Below are 18,082 nucleotides of genomic sequence, written 5' to 3'. Positions count from 1 at the left end.
ACCGCCTCACGAAAGGTGAACAATGACAAACCCGTTCGACGACGACGACGCGCAGTTCTACGTCCTCGTCAACGCCGAGGGCGAGCACTCGCTGTGGCCCGTCTTCGCCGCCGTACCGACCGGCTGGACCATCGCCTATGGCGCGGCCGCGCGCAGCATCTGCCTGGAGTACGTCGAGACCCACTGGACCGACATGCGCCCCAAATCGCTGATCGCGGCCATGACACCGAAGACCAACTGAATGCCGGGGCGCGCCGGTCCACATCCCCTGCCGACCGGCGCGCCCCTCCTGGCCGAATCAGGTTGCGTACGTGGCCATGGCGGTGCCGATTCGCCGCAGATCGAGATTCGTTGTGCCGTTCTGCGCGACTACGCCCTCGCCTGATGGGAGTCGATGACCGTCCTGGCCTGCTGCCGCCACTCGGCCACCGCCCGGCCGCCACCGTCTCGCAGCGTCGAGTCGAATCGTCTGGCGCGTTTGGTGACCGTCAGGCCGACGTAGGTGTGCGCGTCGGTGATCGCGGCGGTGGCGACCGAGCAGGCCTCGTCGACTTCGCCGGAGGCCAGCAGCGCGGTCGCGTGTTCGAAACGCACCAGCGCGGGTTCCATGGTCTCGTTCGGGTCGTACAGCGAGATGGCTTGCGCCGCCGCCGCGGCCGTCTCGTCGGGCTTGCCGAGCCGGGCGTATCCGATGGCGCGGTAGAACGCGAGCTTCTCCGGACGGAACGAGAAGATGCCGATCGGCAGTTCCTCGTTCGCGACACTGCCGAGCGCACGAGCGGATTTGTCGATGCAGTGAGCGAATTGGCGTTCGTCGCCGAGATCGGCGTGCGCTCGCGCCGCCATACCCCAGAGCCAGGCGGCGGCCGCGCCGGTCGCCGGATCTTCCGCCAGACGCGGATCGAGCAGGCGCAGTACTTCTCTCGGCTTGTCGCTGTAGGTGGGCAGGTAGGCCAGACCGGCGAGGGCGATGTCCTCCGAGTAGCGATCGCCGATGTCCTGCGCCGCGTGGATGGCGGTGGTGTACCACAGGCGAGCCTGCCCGAAATGACCTTCGTTGAACAAGATCTCGCCGACCACGTTGGCCAGCCGGCCCGCGGTGCGGACCAGCCTGATCTGGTGGTGGGTGGCCTGCCGCTCGCCGAGACACGCACGGACCGTGCGGAACTGGTCGAGTGTGCTCTGGAGCAGCTCGTGCGGCGGCACCCGGACGACCTGCTTGCCGAGCTCCGCGGTGGAATACTCCAGGACGCCAAGCCTGCGCTCGCTGATCGACCCGGCGTCCAGGGCCGCGAGCATCTTCTCCGGTTCACTTGCCAACAGATCGACCGCATGGCCCGCCAGACCTGCGCCGATGCAGGCCAGCAGTTCCCGCCTTCTCACGTCGTCATCCTCGACTTCCTTGTCGAGCCCGATCGGCGCGGACCGAACCTCGGTTCCGCCCAGCGCTGTTTCCCTACCGAGCTTGATTGTCCGATCGAGCGCCGCGCTCGCATCGTCGGTTTCGCGGCCCGCGTCGCGGCCCGCCGTGATCGCCCGCTCGAATCGCGTGACGACGACTGAATCGGCCTCGGACAGTACTCGATCGAGTAGTCGACGGCTTGCGGCGTGCATCCGGGTTGTCCGGCCGTTCTCCCACAAGACCACGGTGCGCGGGGTGACGCCCACCAAACGTGCGAACTCGTAACGACTCCGCTTCATCGCCGAGCGAAGGGCAAGTACGTCTTCGCCCGTCCAGTCGACCTCAACCATATGACCCGCTTCCTCGCTCCAGGCCGATTCACTCGGAAATTACTCGCATTTACTGCATTCCGGACTGTTATGTACTCAATCGCAACGCGCACTCTGTATTTCGCACCCGGCGCCAAGGTTGTGCCCAGACCCTATGGGGCGCTCGCTCTCCGGAACCCGGCGCACGGTCCCGACGCGGCCCCGATCCAGCCGCCTCGAGCGCGGTTCCGTCGGCGCCCCGGCGCCGGGTGCACTGAACTTTTCGCGGAGGTGAACGATGAACGTCCCGCACTTCGACCTGCGTGAGCTGTGGCTGGTCCAAAGCCGTGATTGCACAGCGGAACCGCAGGTCCTCGACTACGACCGCGCCCGATTCATCCTGTCGGTGCACGCCGGTCACGGCAGCGGATGCCGCCAATACCTAGCCGCCTCCGCCTACTGCTTCCGGCGCACCGCGGACCAATGATCCGATGCACTCCACACTGTCCATCCTGACCGGATGCGGCCTCGTTCTCTCCCTCATCGGCATCATCGGAACCTGCGTCGGAGACTCCCGCGCCGCCGACGGACACCGCGCTCCCACAGCCCCTTTCACGGTCCCCGAAGCACACCGCGCTATGCAGCTGCACCGAGGTTGCCGAGCCGATGCTTGCGCCCGCAAAGGAGCCGCCTTCCGCACCCTCGTCGCGGCGGGACGCATAGTCCCCCGACACCCGCGCCGACGGATATTCGACATAGGGCCGACGAGTCCAGCGCGGTGCAGGCCGAACATGCTCGGCCACTCGTGGTGATCGGCGCCTGGACCGTCGACGTTCTGCGGCATCGACACTACGATCGGCCCGGGGGCATCGGAGATCGCGGACTCTATCGCGCCAAGGCAAGATCGACCGCTGGAGGATGGACTTCGAATGACCGCGACCGACGACACCGCAGCGGCCAAGCTGCCCGAGGAATGCCAGCTCGTCGACAGATACGGGAGAACCCTCTATCAGCTTGCAGGGATGCTCAATCCCCCGCCGGACGTCATCGCCTTGTTGTCGCAGTGGCTCATCGAGCTGGAAACACGCTGGCCCGGAGCAGAAACCGAGGGGCGGCCGCCCGCGCGGTTGACCTTGGTCAGCGCCTTGGGACACAAGAACGCGCGCGGAACCGCTGCGGCTCAGGCATTGATCTCACAGTTCGATACCGCCAAGACGATCGGCTCCCGGGAGCGATGGCCAGCGGGAAATGCGATATACGACATCCCCGCGGGCGTCGAGTACTTCGACCAGCTCGCAGCCATCGCAATGAATCGAGAGTTCGGCGCCGACCGCCAGATGGTCGTCTCCTGGCTGGCCAAGTCCCGCCACCCCGACGCCGTGGCGGTCGCGCTGTCGCAACTCGATGACGGAGCCGTTCAAGGCCACGCCCTGGAAGTGCTGTCGAAGCTACGCGCTCGAGGCGTCCGCGACAGGGTCCAGTCGTTTGTTACCTCGAAAAACAAGTGGCACAAGCGCTCTGCCGACCGCATCCTGCGTTACGACGAGAGCTGAGTGGCTTGGCGGGGTCGCGGCAACAGCTACTGCCAGATGCGCCGCAGAAGGTAGGAATGGAGACCGATGTGTATGGTCCTCGATAGCCGCCGTTCGACTACCGTCGATATTCAACGGCCAGTATCGAGATCCTTGATCAGGACATCGAACGTCGGCGCGTCCGGCGAGCTCGGTGTCAGGGTGCCGACCCGCGACCAATCCCACTTCCGGTAGGCCGCGTACGCGCGATCGTTGTCCGGCTCGACGAGCTCGCTCGGAGCTCAGGACGACCGCACAGCAGCTCGTCGTGCAGTGCCCGTGCCAGGCCGCGTCCGGTGAACTCCGTGCACACCATGATTTCCGACAGCCCGAACGTCCGTGTCCCGTCCTCATGGATGAACTTGCCACGATCCACGACGCGCGCAATGCGGCATCTGGGCCGACCGTCCATCCCCACGTCTGCCCGGCAGGCTCGCCGTCTACGTACGCGGCGACCATTGCGAACCCACTACCGCGGGTGGGATCGGTGTAGCTGTCCATCGATGAGCGTCGTGCCGAGCTGCGGGCGCTGATCGATCGCTGGGTGATCGTTCATATCCAACCGGGGCACCCACGGGCGCCGACGACCGGTTACGGACAAGTCATGGACGACATGGCCGGTGTGTATGTCACCGCCGAACTCGTACTCGCTGCCGATCCCATCGCCCGCGAGCTGCACGAGGCATGGTCGTGCGTGAGCTATTTGGCAACCCAGTGGTCCGATCTCGTCGACTTGGCAGTCGACGGCCAGCCGCCGGCATTCACGCCGCCGTGAACACACCCCGCTCTGGCCTTTGAGAGCCAGCAATCATGCAGGACGACCACCGCTTCACCATGGGCGAGCGGCCGAGGTGTACTACATGTTAACTTCGATACTACTGCCCATGACGTCAAAAATATCATTGTCGGCACCGTAAGTGTACGCGCTAGCCTAGTAACGACGATATCGGTGATATTTTTGACGTATGAGTAGGGATGAACGACTCCTCGATCTGGCGGACTTAGCCGGATCGCAGTGGGGTCTGTTCACCTCCATGCAGGCCGGCGATCTCGGTTTCAGTACCCAGCAGCTCAAGCGTCTCGCTGATGCGGAGCTGATAACCCGGCTCCGGCAAGGGGTGTATCGGCTGACCGGCGCGCCAGAGACGCCGCAGGATCCCATCCGGGCCGAGTGGCTGGCGTTGGAACCCAAACGGCTGGCCGCCGACCGCTTGGCCGACGCGGTACCTGTAGGCGTGGTGTCTCACCGGTCGGCGGCGCGTTTGCAGGATCTCGGCGATATCGACGCCGACTTCCACGAATTCACGGTTCCGAAGCGGCGGAGTACCCGCAGCCCGGATGTGAAGTTCCATGTCCGGGAACTGGGACACGAGGACTGGCACCTGGTGGCTGGCCTACCGGCGACCCGACCACTGCGTACTACCGTGGACCTCGCCGCAACACGAACCGACGGCGGGCACCTGGCCTCGGTCGCCCGCGACGCCATCCTCACCGAAGACACCACCCGCGACGAACTCGCCGCCGCGCTGCGCCCTTACGCTCACTACTACGGCATGCCGATCGGAGCCGGAGACGAGCTACTCCGCAACTTCATCGGTCAAGCGGGTGTCCCCGAATCAGCCAAAGCCCTGACGCGAAGCGACCGCGGCGTGGACTGGGTGCTTATCGACCCCACCACCAATCGCCCAATTGCTCTGCAATCAAAGTTCTTCGAGCGACGACCGCTCGAGTTCACGCTGAAGGACATCGAGCGCAGGCTCGCAGATCCCGGCTTCGTCGAGGCACTACTCACCGCCTTGCGGAGCTCTTCGGCTGACACGAGCCGTATGTCGGCGGCTCTCGGTAATCTCGTCGCGCACAGCAAGCGGCCAGCAGACAACGACGCCGTTGTCCGTTTGCTGCTGGAGACGATTTCTCGATTGGTTCGATCCGAGAGCAACAACGACGAGGACGGGGGCGGGGATGACGGCTACGCGGAAGTACCCGAGCGACCGGGGGTTTCAAGCCGCGATCAATCAGCGGATCAGTGAGCGTGCTCGCAGCCTGAAGCGCCCCACCGAAGAGTTGCGCCGCGAGTTCTACATGCAGCGGATGCTGGCCAGAGTGTTCGCCGATCCCGCCGCACCCTGGATCCTCAAAGGCGGAACCTCGCTGCTGGTTCGCATTCCGGGAGCCAGGCACAGTCAGGACGTCGACTTATTGCACCTGCACGCCGAGCTTGACCGGGCATTCGACGAACTCCGCGACCTCGTAGTCGCACCCAGTTCGCTGGATCGGCTGACCTTCGACCTGAAGGTCAAGAAACAGAACGTGAACGAGGGCGGCATCGCGGTGTGGCAACTCCAGGCGACGCCTCGCCTGGGCACGATAGGGCTCCAGCACTTCCCGATCGACCTGACCGCGGGCAAGCAGCTCATCGGCCGGATCGATCGGATCGCGCCGACGCCGACCATCGAGATTCCCGACGTCCTGCCGCCGCCGGAATTCGCCTGCTACCCGCTGGTCGACCAGATCGCCGACAAGCTCGCCGCAATGTACGAGTACCACGGCGAAGAGCGCCAGCCCTCGACGAGATGGCGCGATTTTGGCCGACCTGCTGTTGATCATCGGCACCTCCAGCTTCGACGCCACTTCGATCCAGCTCGCCTTGCAACACCAACGACAGCACAGGCCCGCGCTGGAACTGCCCACCGTGATCCATTCGCCTGGCGCGCGCTGGAAGGTCTCCTATCGCGACATCGCGGTGAAGATCAGCCGACTTCCAGCGGAACTGCACCAACTCGATGCAGCGCTGGACTATCTCGGTCAGTGCATGAACCCAATTCTCGACGGCACCATGACGATCGGGACCTGGAATCCCACGACCCTGCGCTGGGATGCATGCACGTAAACAGTGTCGTTTGGGCCTTTGGTCTCTGGCAAGTGCGAAAGCCGAGGTTGGTGCGGTGGCCTCCGCCGTCGGACATGTGGATGGCTCACCGGAGTCCGAGCAACTCGCGCTCCGCGCGGTCCATCGTCATCTGAAAACCCTCGGCCACCACGGGAACCATGGCGAGCGTGCAGACGCCCGCCAGGATCGGCGAGGCCACCTCGAAACGCGAAAACCATCGCACTCGGGTGCCTTCGGGCACCGAACGGAACGCCATGAATCCCTCGTCGTGCCGCAGTGGCGGCGTGGACCTGGTGATCCGGTACCGCATCAGCGTCGGCGGACGGTATTCGACGATCTCCTCGGTCAACCGCAGCAGCGGCGTGACCACCACCCGCACCGCCCCGCTGCCGTGGCAGTGATCGTCGCCGGGGCGGACGAGGGTGACCCGCCGGACCACCGAGATCCGGCGGTAATTCGTTGCGTCGGTGAGCCATTCGAAGACGTCGCTGACGTGCGCCGGAATGGTCCGCTCGATATCGACGGTCCGCATGCCTCGACCTCAGACGAGGTTCTTCTCCTTGCGGATCCTGCGGCGCAGGTCGGCCATCAGCGCGAGGCTGCCGCCATGCCGCAGGAACCGGGGAATGAACCGGTTGACGAAACCGACGAAAACGAACAGGTGCTCGAAGCGGCGCTGATCGGCGGCGGTCCACTCCAGTTGCATCTGCTCCCGGAAGTACGGCGCGAGAAAGCCGATCGTCAAGAACTTCAACAAGTTCCGGAACGGAAGCCGCAGATACCAGTGGATCATGCGCAGGTTCAGCAGATCGTCGACATAGGAGCGCACGTAGTCGTCGAGGACGGCTTGATGGCACGCCTCGTTCCAGTAGACGTCGAACTCGGCGCGCGTCTTGGGCCACATGTCCTCGGTGACCTGCAACGTGGTGCCGAGCGTCGAGGACGAGGCGTAGAAGGCCTCGGCCTGCTCATCGCTCATCTTGCCTTGCAGCAGCTGGTAGGTGTCCTCGAAGCCGATGTACAGGCATGCGGCGACCCACAATTGGAGATTGCGGTCGAAGGCGTTGTACTTCACCGCCGCGTCCGGCTCGGACCGCACGTGGCGGTGCACCGCGTTCACCGCCTCGCGGTAGGCCATGCGCTCCTCGTCGGTGCCGAGGATGGCGACCGCCAGGTACTGGGTGGTGGTGCGGGCCCGCTTCCACGGGTGCTTCATGAGCGCGCCGCTCTCCACCTTGCTCTCCGCGACGCCGTAACCGACACCGGGCCGTGCCATCTGCATCGCGACGTTGGCCGCGGCGCCCGCGAAGGACCAGAAGTCCAGCGCGTCGGACAGTTTGATCGGCCGCTTGGTGAACGGGCGGTGCGCGGAGCTGATGGGGATGCGCGTCTGCTCCTTGGTCAGTGGCGCCGGTTCGTTCTCGTAGGCGGGGTGGGCGACCGCGGTCATGGGAGTCCTTCCGTCGTCTCCGTCCAATTATGTTACCGCTCATTCTGAACAGCAAGTGCTCCAGGTATCCAAGTTTCCTTGTGTTTTATCGGTTATTTATCTGGCAAGTGTCGAGCTGTTCTACAGCGGATTGCGGGCCTGGTCGGCATACCGCAGCTGTGGCGGACGCAGCGCGGAGCCGACCCGGACCGCGCGGGCGTAGACCGCGAAGGCTGCCGCGTCGCCGGGGCGAAGCGGCGCGTCGAGCAGGTCCCTCGCGCGCTCGTGCAGCAGCGCGCGCACGGCGAAACCGGGCAGCTTGCGCGGCGTCCACGCGTCGGGGCGCAGCACCTGATCGCGCAACGCCAGCGTGTCGGCCCCGGGCGATGGCAGTGCCGCGCACGCGCCCGCGAAGTATTCGGTGAACTCGGTCCAGGTGGCCGGCGTGTGCCGGTTCGAGATCCCGTAGCGGCCGTACCATGCGCGGCATTCCGCGTAGAGCTGCTCGCGCCGCGCCGGTGTGATCCCGCCGGAGAAGGCGTCGATACTCGTCACGAGCGTGTCGACGTAGGTGGCGTGCTGGAAGAAGAAGAGCTCGGGATGGAGTGCGTGATAGCGACGGCCGAAGGCGTCGACGCCCTTGACGTGCTCGTGCCCGAAACGAATGACCGAGCGCAGATCTCGCTCGCTGTAGGCGATGTTGATCATTCCGCCCACGGCGCGCCGCTTGTGTTCCCAGAGCCGGTTCGGCGTGTGCTCACGGAGCGCGGCGGCGATCGCCGGGTGCAGTACTTGGAGCGCGACCGCGCGCGGCAGCGTCAGGGCGAAGCGCCGATCGCCGAGGTGCCGCCGCAGTACGTTGCTTGTGTCGAGCAGCTGGGCCTCCGTCTGTCCGCCGGGCGAAGTCATCCTCACTGCGGGTGAGAACGTTCGATAACTTATTCGCCGCATCGGCGGGTCGTCAATCGGTGCTGTGCGAGAACAGCTTGCAAGTCGTGGTCCTGGGAATCTGCCGGAAACGCTTCCGAAACGATGTGAATCATGCGTAACATACGGGCTGTGCCGGACCGGATGTACACGGTTGGCGCCCCCGCGACGCCGCGACCTCCTTCGCAGCGCGCGGGCACGGCGGGCAGGTTCGGCCGGTGCAGGAAAGGATGCGACGTACATGCTCAAGAGGCTGGATCGAATATTCAGCTACGAGATGAAGGTCTCCGAGTTCCTCGGGACCTTGATCATTCTCGGAATCCCGTACGGGCTCGTCGGAGTCGTCTGGACGCTGACTCACACGAGTCATCTACGCGATATGCACGGCATCGACGTGGTCATCTCGTTTCTCGGGTCGATCGTGTGCTGGCCGGTGCTCACCTTCTCGAATGTGTACATGACCTGATGATGATCTTGGTGTGGCTCATCGACATCTTGGTGATCGGCGTCAAGATCCTCGGTGGGCGGATGAAAGTGAATCCGATCCTGCGCTACGGGCTCTGGCTCGCCGTGCTGAGCGCCGTTGTGGCCGGCGTCGCCGCGTTCGGCTACGGCTTGGTGGCATTGCAGCACTTCCTCAGCGAACCGGCCTGAGCGGACCTCGCCGGAGAGTGCGCCCGGAGAATGTGCGACTGCAAGGAAACTTGTTCGAGATGGAAGTGTCTGATATGGGCAGGCGAATGTCCCGATATCCTCGGAATATTTGCAGGTCCACTGCTTGATTCGGGGTTCGGGCTGTCTTTTCGCTCGCGACACCGCTATCCGATGTTGTTGAGAATTCTAATTCACATGTGACTTGTGTCGCGCACGTTGGCTGTGCGACACTTCACACGCTCCGCGCCCTCGAGGGGGTCACCGTTACCGGTCGGCGAAGTGAGCGAGAAGAAGGCCGAGAAAGGACTCGGGCAGCGTGACAACCATCGAACGACCTCCGGGTCGGATCGAACCGGAGCGAGATCCGGAACGCACCGACCTGGAGCGCGCCGTCGACGATCTGAAGGGTCTGTGGCGGCGTCATCCGCAGCGGTCGCTGGAAACCCTTGGCAGGCAAGTGATGCTGGGCCGGGACGCGGTGATCGAACTGTTCCGGGCGATCGCCGCCCGGCGCTTCCCGTATCACGAGTTCATCCGGCAGTGCGCGTTCATGGCGAGCGTCTCCGCCGCGCCGACCGTGCTGGTCGCGATTCCGATCGCCGTCGTGGTGTCCCTCCAGGTTGGCGCGCTGGTCAACCAGGTCGGCGCGACGACGTTCATCGGCGCGGTCGCCGGACTCGGCATCATCCGACAGGGTGCGCCGCTGGTCACCTCGCTGATGATCGCGGGCGCGGTCGGCTCGGCGATCTGCGCCGACCTCGGCTCGCGCACCATCCGCGAGGAGATCGACGCCATGATGGTCATGGGCGTCGATCCGGTGCGCCGCTTGGTCGCACCGCGCCTGGTGGCCGCGGTGCTGGTGAGCATGCTGCTGTGCGGGTTCATCGTGTTCGTCGGCTTCGCGACGGCCTACATGTTCAACGTCTACGCCCAGTCCGGCACGCCGGGTTCCTTCATCGGCTCGTTCGCGTCCTTCGCGGTGGCCAACGACCTCATCGTCGCGCTGGTGAAGGCGGCGATCTTCGGCGCGCTCACCGCGATCATCGCCTGTGATATCGGGCTGCACGCCAAGGGCGGGCCAGGCGGCGTGGCGAACGCGGTGAACTCCGCGGTCGTCACCTCCGCGCTGATGCTCTTCGCCACCAACATCATTCTCACCCAGCTGTACAACACGCTGTTCCCGACGAAGGTGATCTGAGGTGGGCACGAAGTACACCCCGCCCGCCCTGAAACCATTCCGGGCGGTCGGCACCGTTGCCGCGGTGCCCTATCGGGCGAACCAGCGGCTCGGCCACCAAGTCATCACGTTCTTCCAGGCGCTGGCCGCGATTCCCTTCGTGCTGAGGCACTATCGCAAGGAAGTGCTGCGGCTGACCGCCGATGTCGGCTGGGGCAACGGCTCGCTGGTCGTCGGAGGCGGCACCGTCGGCGTGGTGATCATCCTCTGCGCGTTCGGCGGCATCACCGTCGGTATGGAGTCGTTCACCGCGCTGAACCTGCTCACCATGGGCCCGCTGACCGGCGCGATCTCCGGCTTCGCCACCACGCGCGAGCTGGCTCCGATCCTGGCGACGCTGGCCTTCGCCATCCAGGCCGGGTGCCGGTTCACCGCACAACTGGGTTCCATGCGGATCTCCGAGGAGATCGACGCGCTGGAATCCATTGCGATCCGGCCGCTTCCGTACCTGGTGAGCACCAGGATGATCGCCGCGACGCTGACCATCATCCCGCTGTACACGGTGGGTCTGGCGACGGCGTACCTGGCCACCAAGCTCTCGGTGCTCTTCCTCGGCGGCACCTCGGCCGGCACCTACGACCACTACTTCTTCCAATTCCTCATCGGGACCGATGTCTTCTTCTCGCTGCTCAAAGTCGTCGTCTTCGTGCTGCTCGCGACGTTCATCCAGTGCTACTACGGCTATGTCGCCTCGGGCGGGCCGGAGGGCGTCGGCGTCGCGGCCGGACAGGCCATCAAGATGGTGATCGTCGTAATGGTCTTCGCGAATCTGTTTCTGACGCTGGCTATCTGGGGCATCGACCCTGGCTTCCGGATCTCGGGATAGGGGCGGCATGCTTCTCGATCCCAGTGGCCGCGGGCCGACCGCTCGCCACCTCTCCCTGGCAGGCCTCGCGATGGTGACGGCCACCGCGCTGCTGCTCGGTCTGCTGGCGCTGCGCTACAACGGCTACTTCGAGGACAAGGTCCGGGTGACCGCCGAGCTCACCAGCACCGGCGACGGACTACCCGCACACGCCGACGTGAAGTTCCGCGGCATGGTGGTCGGCACCGTCGCGGGCGTCGAGGTGGTCGCCAAGGGGGAGCGGCAGCGCGCCGAGATCCACCTGAAGCCCGCTGTCGCACCGACTATTCCGGCGGCCGTCACCGCCAGGGTGGTGCCGAACAACCTGTTCGGCGTCACCGCGATCGAGCTGGTGGACAACGGCTCTGCGGGCGCGAAACTGGCGGCCGGAGCGGTGATCCCGGAGGACACGAGCACCTCGACCATGCAGTTGCAGACCACACTGACCGTGCTGCGCGACGTGCTCGACAACATCCAACCCGAAAAGCTCGGCCGGGTATTGGCGACGCTGGCGGCCGCGCTCGATCCCGCCGCGCGCGTGCCGGGTTCGACGATCGAGCGGCTCGATCTCTGGGTCACCCAGATGCGCGCCGTCCCCGGCGTCGGCGAACTGCTCGGCGATCTCGGCCGGGCTACAACGGAACTGAGCAAGTCGGCGCCGGATCTGGTCGGCGTGCTCGCCGAATCGGTGACCGCGGCCCGCACCTTCACCGAGCGCCGCGACAACCTGGTCGCACTGCTCGCCAACGCGAGCAACACCATCGACTCGGTCAACTCGCTGTTCGCGCGAAGCCCGGATGCGGCAAAGGATCTCGTCCCAGGCCTCGACGAGCTGTTCGGCAGCCTGGCGCAGGACACGCAGGCCATCCCGGACACCGCGCGAAACCTCAACGCCTCGCTGGAGAAGCTGGCCACGGTGTTCCACTTCGGGCCGAGCCGCCAGATGGTGTGGGCGATGGACGTCACGTTCACGCCCTTCCAGCAGTACACGGCCAAGGACTGCCCGACCTACGGTTCGATGTCCGGTCCCCGCTGCGGTGGCCCGACGGTGCCGGAAGTCGCACCGGACCAGGAGTTTCCGGCGCAGCTACAGCCGCGCTGGCTGGACGCCGCCGGTCCCCAGCCGACGCTCGCGCTGCCGGGACTCGAAGCGGCGCCCGTCATTCCGGGCATTCCCGGTCTGTCGGCGATCCCCGGGCTGCCTGCCATTCCAGGAATCACCGTCCCCGCGGCGGCCACCCCGGCGGCGCGTCCGATCGCGGGCGGCCGCGGGCACGCCGGTGTCGCCGCGATCGTCGGTGGCCAACCGACCGCGGCCCAGCTCCTGCTGCTGACGCCGCTGCTGGCGGGCGGGTCGGTGACCGTCTACGACACCGTGCCCACGGAAGGGGGCAAGTGATATGAAGTCTGGGAAAGCCCTCGCCGGCTTCAGTTTCTTCGCCGTATTGGCCATCGCGCTGACCTACACCATCTGGTCGACCTTGCAGCGCTCGGTGCCCGGCGACACGCACACCTATTCCGCGACGTTCTCCGACGTTATGGGCGTACGAGTCGGCGACGACGTGCGGATGGCGGGCGTGCGTGTCGGCCGCGTCGACCGGATCGATTTCGACGACGACTACAAGGCCGTCGTCGACTTCCGCATCCAGGATCGGCAGCGGCTGACCACGACGACCAAAGCCCTTGTGCGGTACCAAAACCTCATCGGCCAGCGCTATATCGCGCTCACCCCCGGCGAGGAGGAAGGCGAACCGCTGCGTCCGGGCGGCCACATCTCGTTGGACAACACCGAACCGTCCTTCGACGTCTCGGCGCTCCTCTCCGGTTTCGAGCCGCTGTTCAGCGTGTTGCAGCCCGATCAGGTGAACTCGCTGTCGGAGACGCTGATTCAGGCGTTGCAGGGCGACGGCGTCTCGCTGAGCACGCTGATCACCCAGGCCGCCGATCTGGCCGCCACCTTCGGCCAGCGCGATCGCATCCTCGGCGACGTGATCACCAATCTGAGCAGCGTGATCAGCGGATTGGCCAACCGCTCCGGCGAATTGGAGACGCTCATCGCTCAGTCGAGGGCGCTGGTCGAGGCGCTCTACGCCGAGGGCGAGTCGCTGAAGCAGTCCGTCGATCTGGTGGCCAACTCGACCGATTCCCTGGTCTCGCTGATCGCGCAGGTGCAGCCCGACCTGGCCAGGGCGCAGGACGACGCGACCACCGGCATCGCCATGCTGCTGCTCAACGGCGCCGCGCTGGACAAGGCCGCGGTGCAGTTCCCCGACCTCCTCAACGCGCTGGCCCGCTTCACCGGATACGGCACGTACGGCAACGCCTACATCTGCCGGTTGGACGTCTCGCTGTGGGGCGTGCTGCTCCCGCCGGGGCTGTTCTCACAGGTCGGCGGCAATTCCCAGTCGGAGGTCTGCCGATGATGGCACGGATTCGGTTGCCGAGGTATTCGAAGAACCGCTACCTCTGGCTCGGCGTGATCGCGGCGGGCTTCGTGGCGCTGCTGCTGGTCGGCTCGAGTGTGGTGTCCGGGGCGCGGCTGGCGGACAAGACGGTCAAGGCCGAGTTCGCCCAGGCGGCGGGGCTGCGGCCGGGCGCGACCGTCGACGTCTCCGGCATCGAGGTCGGTCAGGTGCGCGCGGTCCGGCTGGCCGGCGACAAGGTGGTGGTGGATCTGCGGGTCCGTCGCGACCTGCGGCTCGGACCGGACGCGCGGGCCGCGATCAAGATGTCGACCATCCTGGGCAGGCTGCACATCGAACTCACGCCGGGGGACGGAAAGGGTCTGCCGGACAACGTCATCCGGCTGTCGAACACGTCCGTGCCGTACAACCTCGGCAAGGTGATCCAGGACCCGCAGTACAAGTCGTCGTTCGAGCGGATCGAGCGGATCGACCCGAGCAAGCTGCGCCAAGCGCTGGACGTGCTCGACCAGCAGATGGGCGACTCGCCGCAGCTGACCGTCGCCGCGCTGGACAGCATCGGCGCGCTGGCCAAGGTGATCAACGATCGCCGCGACGAGGTCGACGCGCTGTTGAAGAGCATGGATCAGGTCTCGCAGCTGGTCGCCGACAACCAGAACAGCGTGCTGCTGCTGCTCACCCGTGGCGAGGCGATCGGCAACGCGGTGGCGTTGCGGCAGGACCTGCTGCGGCAGCTGCTCGACAACGTGGCGGCGCTGTCGGCGCTGTTGCAGGAGATGGGCATCGAGAACAACGACCAGCTCGGCCCGCTCATCCAGAACCTGAACACCATGACCGAGGGCCTGGAGAAGAACCGGGAGAACCTGGATCGGCTGTACGAGATCATGCCGGTCGCGGTGCGGCAATTCAACAACGCGCTCGGCAACGGGCCGTACGGCGATGTCTGGGCGCCGTGGATCTTCCCGGACAACTGGCTTTGTTTCGCACAAGCGGTACCGGGGTGCAACTGATGAGGATTCGTGCGGTCTTGAAACTGGTCGCGGTGTGCGTCGCCGCGGCCGTTGGCAGCGGCTGTTCGCTGCTGCCGGAGAGCGTGAGTTCGCTGCCCGACCAATATCTCGGCGAACACCTTCGGATCAGCGCCGATTTCGAGAATGTCGCCGGTCTCTACGCGGGCAACGAGGTGGCCGTTCTCGGTGTTCCGGTCGGCCGGGTCGACACGGTGACCGCCCGTGGCAGCTACGTCGAGGTCACCATGTCCATCGAGAAGGACGTCAAGGTGCCCGCCGACGCCATCGCGGCGCTCGTTTCACCGCAGCTGATTACCAACCGGCACGTTGAGCTGGCCCCCGCCTACACCGGCGACGGGCCGACGCTCGCCGACGGCGCGCACATCCCGCTCGCCCGTACCAGGACGCCGGTCGAATTGGACCGGATCCTGGAGAATTTCGACCAGCTGGGCGCGGCGTTGAAGGGCGACAGCGAGAACGGGCCGATGGCGAGCCGGGTGCTGTTCCCGCTGCTCGAGGGCAACGGCGACCGGCTGCGCGAGACGCTGGACGCGCTCTCCGCTGCCTTCGAGGTGTCGTTCGCCAACAGGGACCAGATCGCCAACACGATCATCAAGCTCAACGAGATCACCCAGGTGATCGCCTCCAACGATCAGACCGTGCGCGATTTCAGCGGCAGACTGACCGAGCTGGTGGCGCTGATGGGGGAGCAGTCACCCGGCCTGCACGCGGTGCTCACCCAGCTCAACGATTTCGTGAACAACACCGCGACGGTGGTCGGGCAGAACCAGGATCAGCTGGCAGGCGCGCTGACCCGTTTCGTCGCGATCACCGAGCAGATGCGCGCCAACGCGCGTCAGCTCACCGAAATCGTCGACGTCACACCGCTGTTCTTCCAGAACATCAGCAACACGATGAGTCGCGAGCACCGCGCCGTCCGACTGCACGGCCTGCTCGACAAGATCGTGCTGGACGGTGAGGCGCTCGCGCTGTTCTGCGAGCGGATTCAGCTGCGGCTCGACGGTTGCCGGACCGGGAAGATCCAGGACATGGGACCGGATTTCGGTCTCACCGCCGCACTGCTGGGGATCGCGAAATGAGGGCGAAGGCGGTGCTGCGACGCACCATCGCGGCCGGGCTGGTCGCCGCGAGCGTCGGCACGGCGACCGGCTGCGCGGTGACCGTGGACAACGTCCCGCTGCCCAAACCCGGCATCGGCGCGCCCGGCTACAAGATCAACGCCGCGTTCCGCGACGCGCTCAATCTGCCCGATCGCGCGCACGTGAAGATCGGCGGCACCGACATCGGCGTCGTCACCGGCATCAGCACCACGAACTTCATCGCCGACGTGGAAATGGAGATCCGCGAGGACATCCGGCTGCCGCGCGGCACCACCGCGGAGCTACGGCAGGCCACCCCGCTCGGCGACATCTTCGTCGCCATGACCCTGCCCGCCGCGCGGGACGGCGCGGAGATGCTGCGTCCAGGCGACACCATCGGCACCGAGCACACCTCGGCGGGCGCCTCGGTGGAGCAGTTGATGGTCTCGATATCCATGCTGCTCAACGGCGGCGGCCTCAATCAGGCCGCCAAGATCACCTCCGAGATGAATTCGATGTTCGCCGGGCGAGCGCCGCAGCTCGCGCATCTGCTGACCGAATTGAGCAGCGCCATCGACGCACTCAACCGCAGGACAGCGGACATCGACAGCGTGCTGTCCGGCGTCAACGTGCTCACCGGCGAATTGGCCGCGCGCAAGGCCGAACTCGGTGAGGCGGCCGACACCTTCCCCGCGCTGCTCGGCCTGTTCGCCGAGAACAACAGGGACATCTCGGCATTGATCAGCAAGGTATCGGTGACGATGGCCGCGCTCGGCGATTTCACCGAGACCACGGGTCCCGAATTCGTCAGCCTTTTCGACAGCATTCAGCGGCTGATGTCCGGATTCACCCAGATGGGGGACGAGCTCGGCCAAGCGCTCGAGCGCTTCGATCGGATGTATCCCTCGATCATGGCCTCCTTCGACGGGCCGAATCTGTCGGTCGCGGCGACGGTTTCGTATCTGAGCGTGGGCGCGCTGACCGATCCGCGCGGCAGCCGGTGGCCGGAAGTGGGCGATGTGCCCGCCTTCATCGGCAGCCTCGCGCAGGTCATCGAGAAGGTGATCGGCAGGCTGAACAGCCCGCCGCGTACGGAGGGCGGCCGATGAGCATCCCACTCTGGAATTATTTGGTACGCGAGCGAATCGCGGTCGCCAATATCGGCCTGGTGCTCGTGCTGATCTTCGGCTCGGCATATCTGGGCGCGCAGGTGCTGCGCTTCGACCCGCTGCCGAACACTTACCTCGTCACCGTGGAATTGCAGACCTCGGGCGGATTGCTGGCCAACAACGACGTCACTCTCCGCGGCACCAGGATCGGGCGGGTGCGCGAGGTCAAGGTTGCGGATATCGGGATAGCGGCCGTCGCCGAAATCCAGTCCTCGGCGCGCGTTCCCGTCGGCGGAACCGTCGCGGTCGGCCGCCTGTCCGCGGCGGGGGAGCAGTACCTGGATTTCCGGCCCGACTCCGACACCGGACCGTATCTCGGCGACGGTGATGTGGTGGCGATGTCGCAGACCAAGGCGCCGGTCTCGGTGCAGTCGGTGCTCGCGAACGTGAGCGGCATGATCGGCGGCATGAACCCGCAGCGGCTCACCGTCATCGTCGACGAGCTGGACAAGGCGCTCGCGGGCGGCCCGGACCGACTGCGCAACATGATCTCCGGCATCAGCAGGGCCATGGCGGGCCTGACCGATCTGCTGCCGCAGACCAGGCAGTTGATCGAGAACCTCGAGATCATCTCGGAGACCACCTCGCACGCCCAGCCCGATCTGACGACGCTCACCACCGGCGCCGGCGCGCTGTTCGAGCAGCTGACCGCCGCCGATCAGGAGGTCAGGCGCTTCCTCGACCTCGCGCCGGGCCAGCTGGCGACGTTGGGCGGCTTCGTCACCGAGACCGAAGATCCCGTGACCAATCTGGTCACGAACTTCGTGGCCATCACCAAGTCGGCGAAGCTGCGCCAGCCCGCCATCGCCGCGCTGTTCCCCGCGCTGCGCGAAGGCGCCGAGGCGATCGGCGTCCCGGCGCACGACGGCGCCTTCCACACCCTCGTCGACCCGTGGCCCCGGCCGACCTGCGACTACGAGACCATCCCTGTCGTCCCGACACTGGCCACCACCGACACCAGGGTGCGGCTCTACAACTACTGCGTCACGAACAACCCGGCGCTCCAGGTGCGCGGTTCGGCGAACGCGCCGCGGCCCAATGTGCCCGACAACGGGTCCGGCCCGCCGCCCGGCGTGACCGGTAACGAACTGTCCCGTCCCGTTCCCGGGCGATAGGAA

General features: G+C 65.9%; 20 protein-coding genes and 1 pseudogene. 17 read left to right on the top strand and 4 right to left on the bottom strand.

The genetic code is table 11. From position 1 onward, the window contains the following. Window positions 1-22: 22 nt before the first annotated feature. A complete protein-coding gene (locus NX1_RS01540; protein ID WP_068052422.1) occupies window positions 23-241 on the top strand; it encodes an MbtH family protein in 219 nt (72 codons plus the stop codon). Window positions 242-369: 128 nt separating this feature from the next. Here NX1_RS01540 and NX1_RS01535 read toward each other — a convergent pair whose 3' ends face one another. Then, window positions 370-1,752, bottom strand: coding sequence for a helix-turn-helix domain-containing protein (locus NX1_RS01535; RefSeq protein WP_068052418.1), 1,383 nt, complete (start codon window positions 1,750-1,752; stop codon window positions 370-372). A gap of 256 nt (window positions 1,753-2,008) precedes the next feature. Here NX1_RS01535 and NX1_RS01530 point away from each other — a divergent pair, with 256 nt between their 5' ends. The 6 genes and pseudogenes from NX1_RS01530 (at window position 2,009) to NX1_RS37615 (ending at window position 6,171) form a co-directional block, all read left to right on the top strand. Continuing rightward, window positions 2,009-2,197: a hypothetical protein gene (locus NX1_RS01530; protein WP_068052416.1), complete on the top strand. Its 189-nt coding sequence runs from the start codon at window positions 2,009-2,011 to the stop codon at window positions 2,195-2,197. A 442-nt stretch (window positions 2,198-2,639) separates the two neighbouring features. Next, window positions 2,640-3,263, top strand: coding sequence for a hypothetical protein (locus tag NX1_RS01525; RefSeq protein WP_068052414.1), 624 nt, complete (start codon window positions 2,640-2,642; stop codon window positions 3,261-3,263). Window positions 3,264-3,885: 622 nt separating this feature from the next. Continuing rightward, window positions 3,886-4,056 (top strand): hypothetical protein, encoded by a 171-nt coding sequence (locus tag NX1_RS35875; protein ID WP_157119472.1) that lies wholly within the window; start codon window positions 3,886-3,888, stop codon window positions 4,054-4,056. Between the two features lie 190 nt (window positions 4,057-4,246). Next, on the top strand, window positions 4,247-5,311 hold the full coding sequence (locus tag NX1_RS01520; RefSeq protein WP_068052410.1) for a type IV toxin-antitoxin system AbiEi family antitoxin domain-containing protein: 1,065 nt from the start codon (window positions 4,247-4,249) through the stop codon (window positions 5,309-5,311). Continuing rightward, window positions 5,244-5,873: pseudogene (locus NX1_RS38600) on the top strand (nucleotidyl transferase AbiEii/AbiGii toxin family protein); the annotation flags it as partial. The gene NX1_RS01520 and the pseudogene NX1_RS38600, both read left to right, overlap by 68 nt. After that, window positions 5,866-6,171, top strand: a complete 306-nt coding sequence (locus NX1_RS37615; protein WP_068052404.1) for a hypothetical protein — start codon at window positions 5,866-5,868, stop codon at window positions 6,169-6,171. The pseudogene NX1_RS38600 and the gene NX1_RS37615, both read left to right, overlap by 8 nt. 85 nt (window positions 6,172-6,256) lie before the next feature. On the opposite strand, the gene NX1_RS01505 is transcribed toward NX1_RS37615, so the two are convergent. The 3 genes from NX1_RS01505 to NX1_RS01495 all read right to left on the bottom strand — a co-directional run bounded on the left by NX1_RS01505 (window position 6,257) and on the right by NX1_RS01495 (window position 8,509). Continuing rightward, window positions 6,257-6,703 (bottom strand): SRPBCC family protein, encoded by a 447-nt coding sequence (locus NX1_RS01505; RefSeq protein WP_068052401.1) that lies wholly within the window; start codon window positions 6,701-6,703, stop codon window positions 6,257-6,259. A gap of 9 nt (window positions 6,704-6,712) precedes the next feature. After that, entirely contained in the window at window positions 6,713-7,621 is a 909-nt protein-coding gene (locus NX1_RS01500) for an oxygenase MpaB family protein (protein WP_068052398.1), read from the bottom strand. Between the two features lie 120 nt (window positions 7,622-7,741). Continuing rightward, window positions 7,742-8,509: an oxygenase MpaB family protein gene (locus tag NX1_RS01495; protein WP_068052396.1), complete on the bottom strand. Its 768-nt coding sequence runs from the start codon at window positions 8,507-8,509 to the stop codon at window positions 7,742-7,744. Window positions 8,510-8,768: 259 nt separating this feature from the next. Between NX1_RS01495 and NX1_RS01490 the strand changes: the two genes are divergently transcribed. The 10 genes from NX1_RS01490 to NX1_RS01445 all read left to right on the top strand — a co-directional run bounded on the left by NX1_RS01490 (window position 8,769) and on the right by NX1_RS01445 (window position 18,079). Beyond that, window positions 8,769-8,993 (top strand): hypothetical protein, encoded by a 225-nt coding sequence (locus tag NX1_RS01490; RefSeq protein ID WP_068052393.1) that lies wholly within the window; start codon window positions 8,769-8,771, stop codon window positions 8,991-8,993. Further along, entirely contained in the window at window positions 8,993-9,181 is a 189-nt protein-coding gene (locus tag NX1_RS01485) for a hypothetical protein (protein ID WP_068052390.1), read from the top strand. Before NX1_RS01490 ends, NX1_RS01485 begins: the two co-directional genes overlap by 1 nt. A gap of 325 nt (window positions 9,182-9,506) precedes the next feature. Next, on the top strand, window positions 9,507-10,379 hold the full coding sequence (locus NX1_RS01480; protein ID WP_373864855.1) for an MlaE family ABC transporter permease: 873 nt from the start codon (window positions 9,507-9,509) through the stop codon (window positions 10,377-10,379). Window position 10,380: 1 nt separating this feature from the next. Next, window positions 10,381-11,244 (top strand): ABC transporter permease, encoded by an 864-nt coding sequence (locus NX1_RS01475; protein WP_068052388.1) that lies wholly within the window; start codon window positions 10,381-10,383, stop codon window positions 11,242-11,244. A gap of 7 nt (window positions 11,245-11,251) precedes the next feature. Then, the gene (locus tag NX1_RS01470) at window positions 11,252-12,661 is read left to right on the top strand and encodes an MlaD family protein (RefSeq protein WP_068052385.1); all 1,410 of its coding nucleotides are present in this window, start codon (window positions 11,252-11,254) and stop codon (window positions 12,659-12,661) included. Between the two features lies 1 nt (window position 12,662). Continuing rightward, window positions 12,663-13,685 (top strand): MlaD family protein, encoded by a 1,023-nt coding sequence (locus NX1_RS01465; RefSeq protein WP_068052381.1) that lies wholly within the window; start codon window positions 12,663-12,665, stop codon window positions 13,683-13,685. Then, window positions 13,685-14,695: an MCE family protein gene (locus NX1_RS01460; protein WP_068052377.1), complete on the top strand. Its 1,011-nt coding sequence runs from the start codon at window positions 13,685-13,687 to the stop codon at window positions 14,693-14,695. Before NX1_RS01465 ends, NX1_RS01460 begins: the two co-directional genes overlap by 1 nt. Continuing rightward, the gene (locus NX1_RS01455; RefSeq protein ID WP_068052367.1) at window positions 14,695-15,795 is read left to right on the top strand and encodes an MCE family protein; all 1,101 of its coding nucleotides are present in this window, start codon (window positions 14,695-14,697) and stop codon (window positions 15,793-15,795) included. The genes NX1_RS01460 and NX1_RS01455 overlap by 1 nt, the downstream gene beginning before the upstream one ends. Further along, a complete protein-coding gene (locus NX1_RS01450) occupies window positions 15,792-16,904 on the top strand; it encodes an MCE family protein (RefSeq protein WP_068052364.1) in 1,113 nt (370 codons plus the stop codon). Before NX1_RS01455 ends, NX1_RS01450 begins: the two co-directional genes overlap by 4 nt. Then, the gene (locus tag NX1_RS01445) at window positions 16,901-18,079 is read left to right on the top strand and encodes an MCE family protein (protein WP_068052361.1); all 1,179 of its coding nucleotides are present in this window, start codon (window positions 16,901-16,903) and stop codon (window positions 18,077-18,079) included. Before NX1_RS01450 ends, NX1_RS01445 begins: the two co-directional genes overlap by 4 nt. Window positions 18,080-18,082: the final 3 nt, after the last annotated feature.

The organism is Nocardia xishanensis NBRC 101358 (assembly GCF_001613365.1).
Lineage (GTDB): Bacteria > Actinomycetota > Actinomycetes > Mycobacteriales > Mycobacteriaceae > Nocardia > Nocardia xishanensis.
The sequence above is the reverse complement of the archived record's forward strand: the minus strand, read 5'-3'. Positions and strand labels throughout refer to the sequence as shown.

Excerpts from the sequence above, each read along its gene's own strand:
- NX1_RS01540 (WP_068052422.1), top strand. The coding sequence starts at position 23 with ATGACAAACCCGTTCGACGACGACGACGCGCAGTTCTACGTCCTCGTC.
- NX1_RS01535 (WP_068052418.1), bottom strand. The coding sequence starts at position 1,752 with ATGGTTGAGGTCGACTGGACGGGCGAAGACGTACTTGCCCTTCGCTCG.
- NX1_RS01530 (WP_068052416.1), top strand. The coding sequence starts at position 2,009 with ATGAACGTCCCGCACTTCGACCTGCGTGAGCTGTGGCTGGTCCAAAGC.
- NX1_RS01525 (WP_068052414.1), top strand. The coding sequence starts at position 2,640 with ATGACCGCGACCGACGACACCGCAGCGGCCAAGCTGCCCGAGGAATGC.
- NX1_RS35875 (WP_157119472.1), top strand. The coding sequence starts at position 3,886 with ATGGACGACATGGCCGGTGTGTATGTCACCGCCGAACTCGTACTCGCT.
- NX1_RS01520 (WP_068052410.1), top strand. The coding sequence starts at position 4,247 with ATGAGTAGGGATGAACGACTCCTCGATCTGGCGGACTTAGCCGGATCG.
- NX1_RS01505 (WP_068052401.1), bottom strand. The coding sequence starts at position 6,703 with ATGCGGACCGTCGATATCGAGCGGACCATTCCGGCGCACGTCAGCGAC.
- NX1_RS01500 (WP_068052398.1), bottom strand. The coding sequence starts at position 7,621 with ATGACCGCGGTCGCCCACCCCGCCTACGAGAACGAACCGGCGCCACTG.
- NX1_RS01495 (WP_068052396.1), bottom strand. The coding sequence starts at position 8,509 with ATGACTTCGCCCGGCGGACAGACGGAGGCCCAGCTGCTCGACACAAGC.
- NX1_RS01490 (WP_068052393.1), top strand. The coding sequence starts at position 8,769 with ATGCTCAAGAGGCTGGATCGAATATTCAGCTACGAGATGAAGGTCTCC.
- NX1_RS01485 (WP_068052390.1), top strand. The coding sequence starts at position 8,993 with ATGATGATCTTGGTGTGGCTCATCGACATCTTGGTGATCGGCGTCAAG.
- NX1_RS01470 (WP_068052385.1), top strand. The coding sequence starts at position 11,252 with ATGCTTCTCGATCCCAGTGGCCGCGGGCCGACCGCTCGCCACCTCTCC.
- NX1_RS01465 (WP_068052381.1), top strand. The coding sequence starts at position 12,663 with ATGAAGTCTGGGAAAGCCCTCGCCGGCTTCAGTTTCTTCGCCGTATTG.
- NX1_RS01460 (WP_068052377.1), top strand. The coding sequence starts at position 13,685 with ATGGCACGGATTCGGTTGCCGAGGTATTCGAAGAACCGCTACCTCTGG.
- NX1_RS01455 (WP_068052367.1), top strand. The coding sequence starts at position 14,695 with ATGAGGATTCGTGCGGTCTTGAAACTGGTCGCGGTGTGCGTCGCCGCG.
- NX1_RS01450 (WP_068052364.1), top strand. The coding sequence starts at position 15,792 with ATGAGGGCGAAGGCGGTGCTGCGACGCACCATCGCGGCCGGGCTGGTC.
- NX1_RS01445 (WP_068052361.1), top strand. The coding sequence starts at position 16,901 with ATGAGCATCCCACTCTGGAATTATTTGGTACGCGAGCGAATCGCGGTC.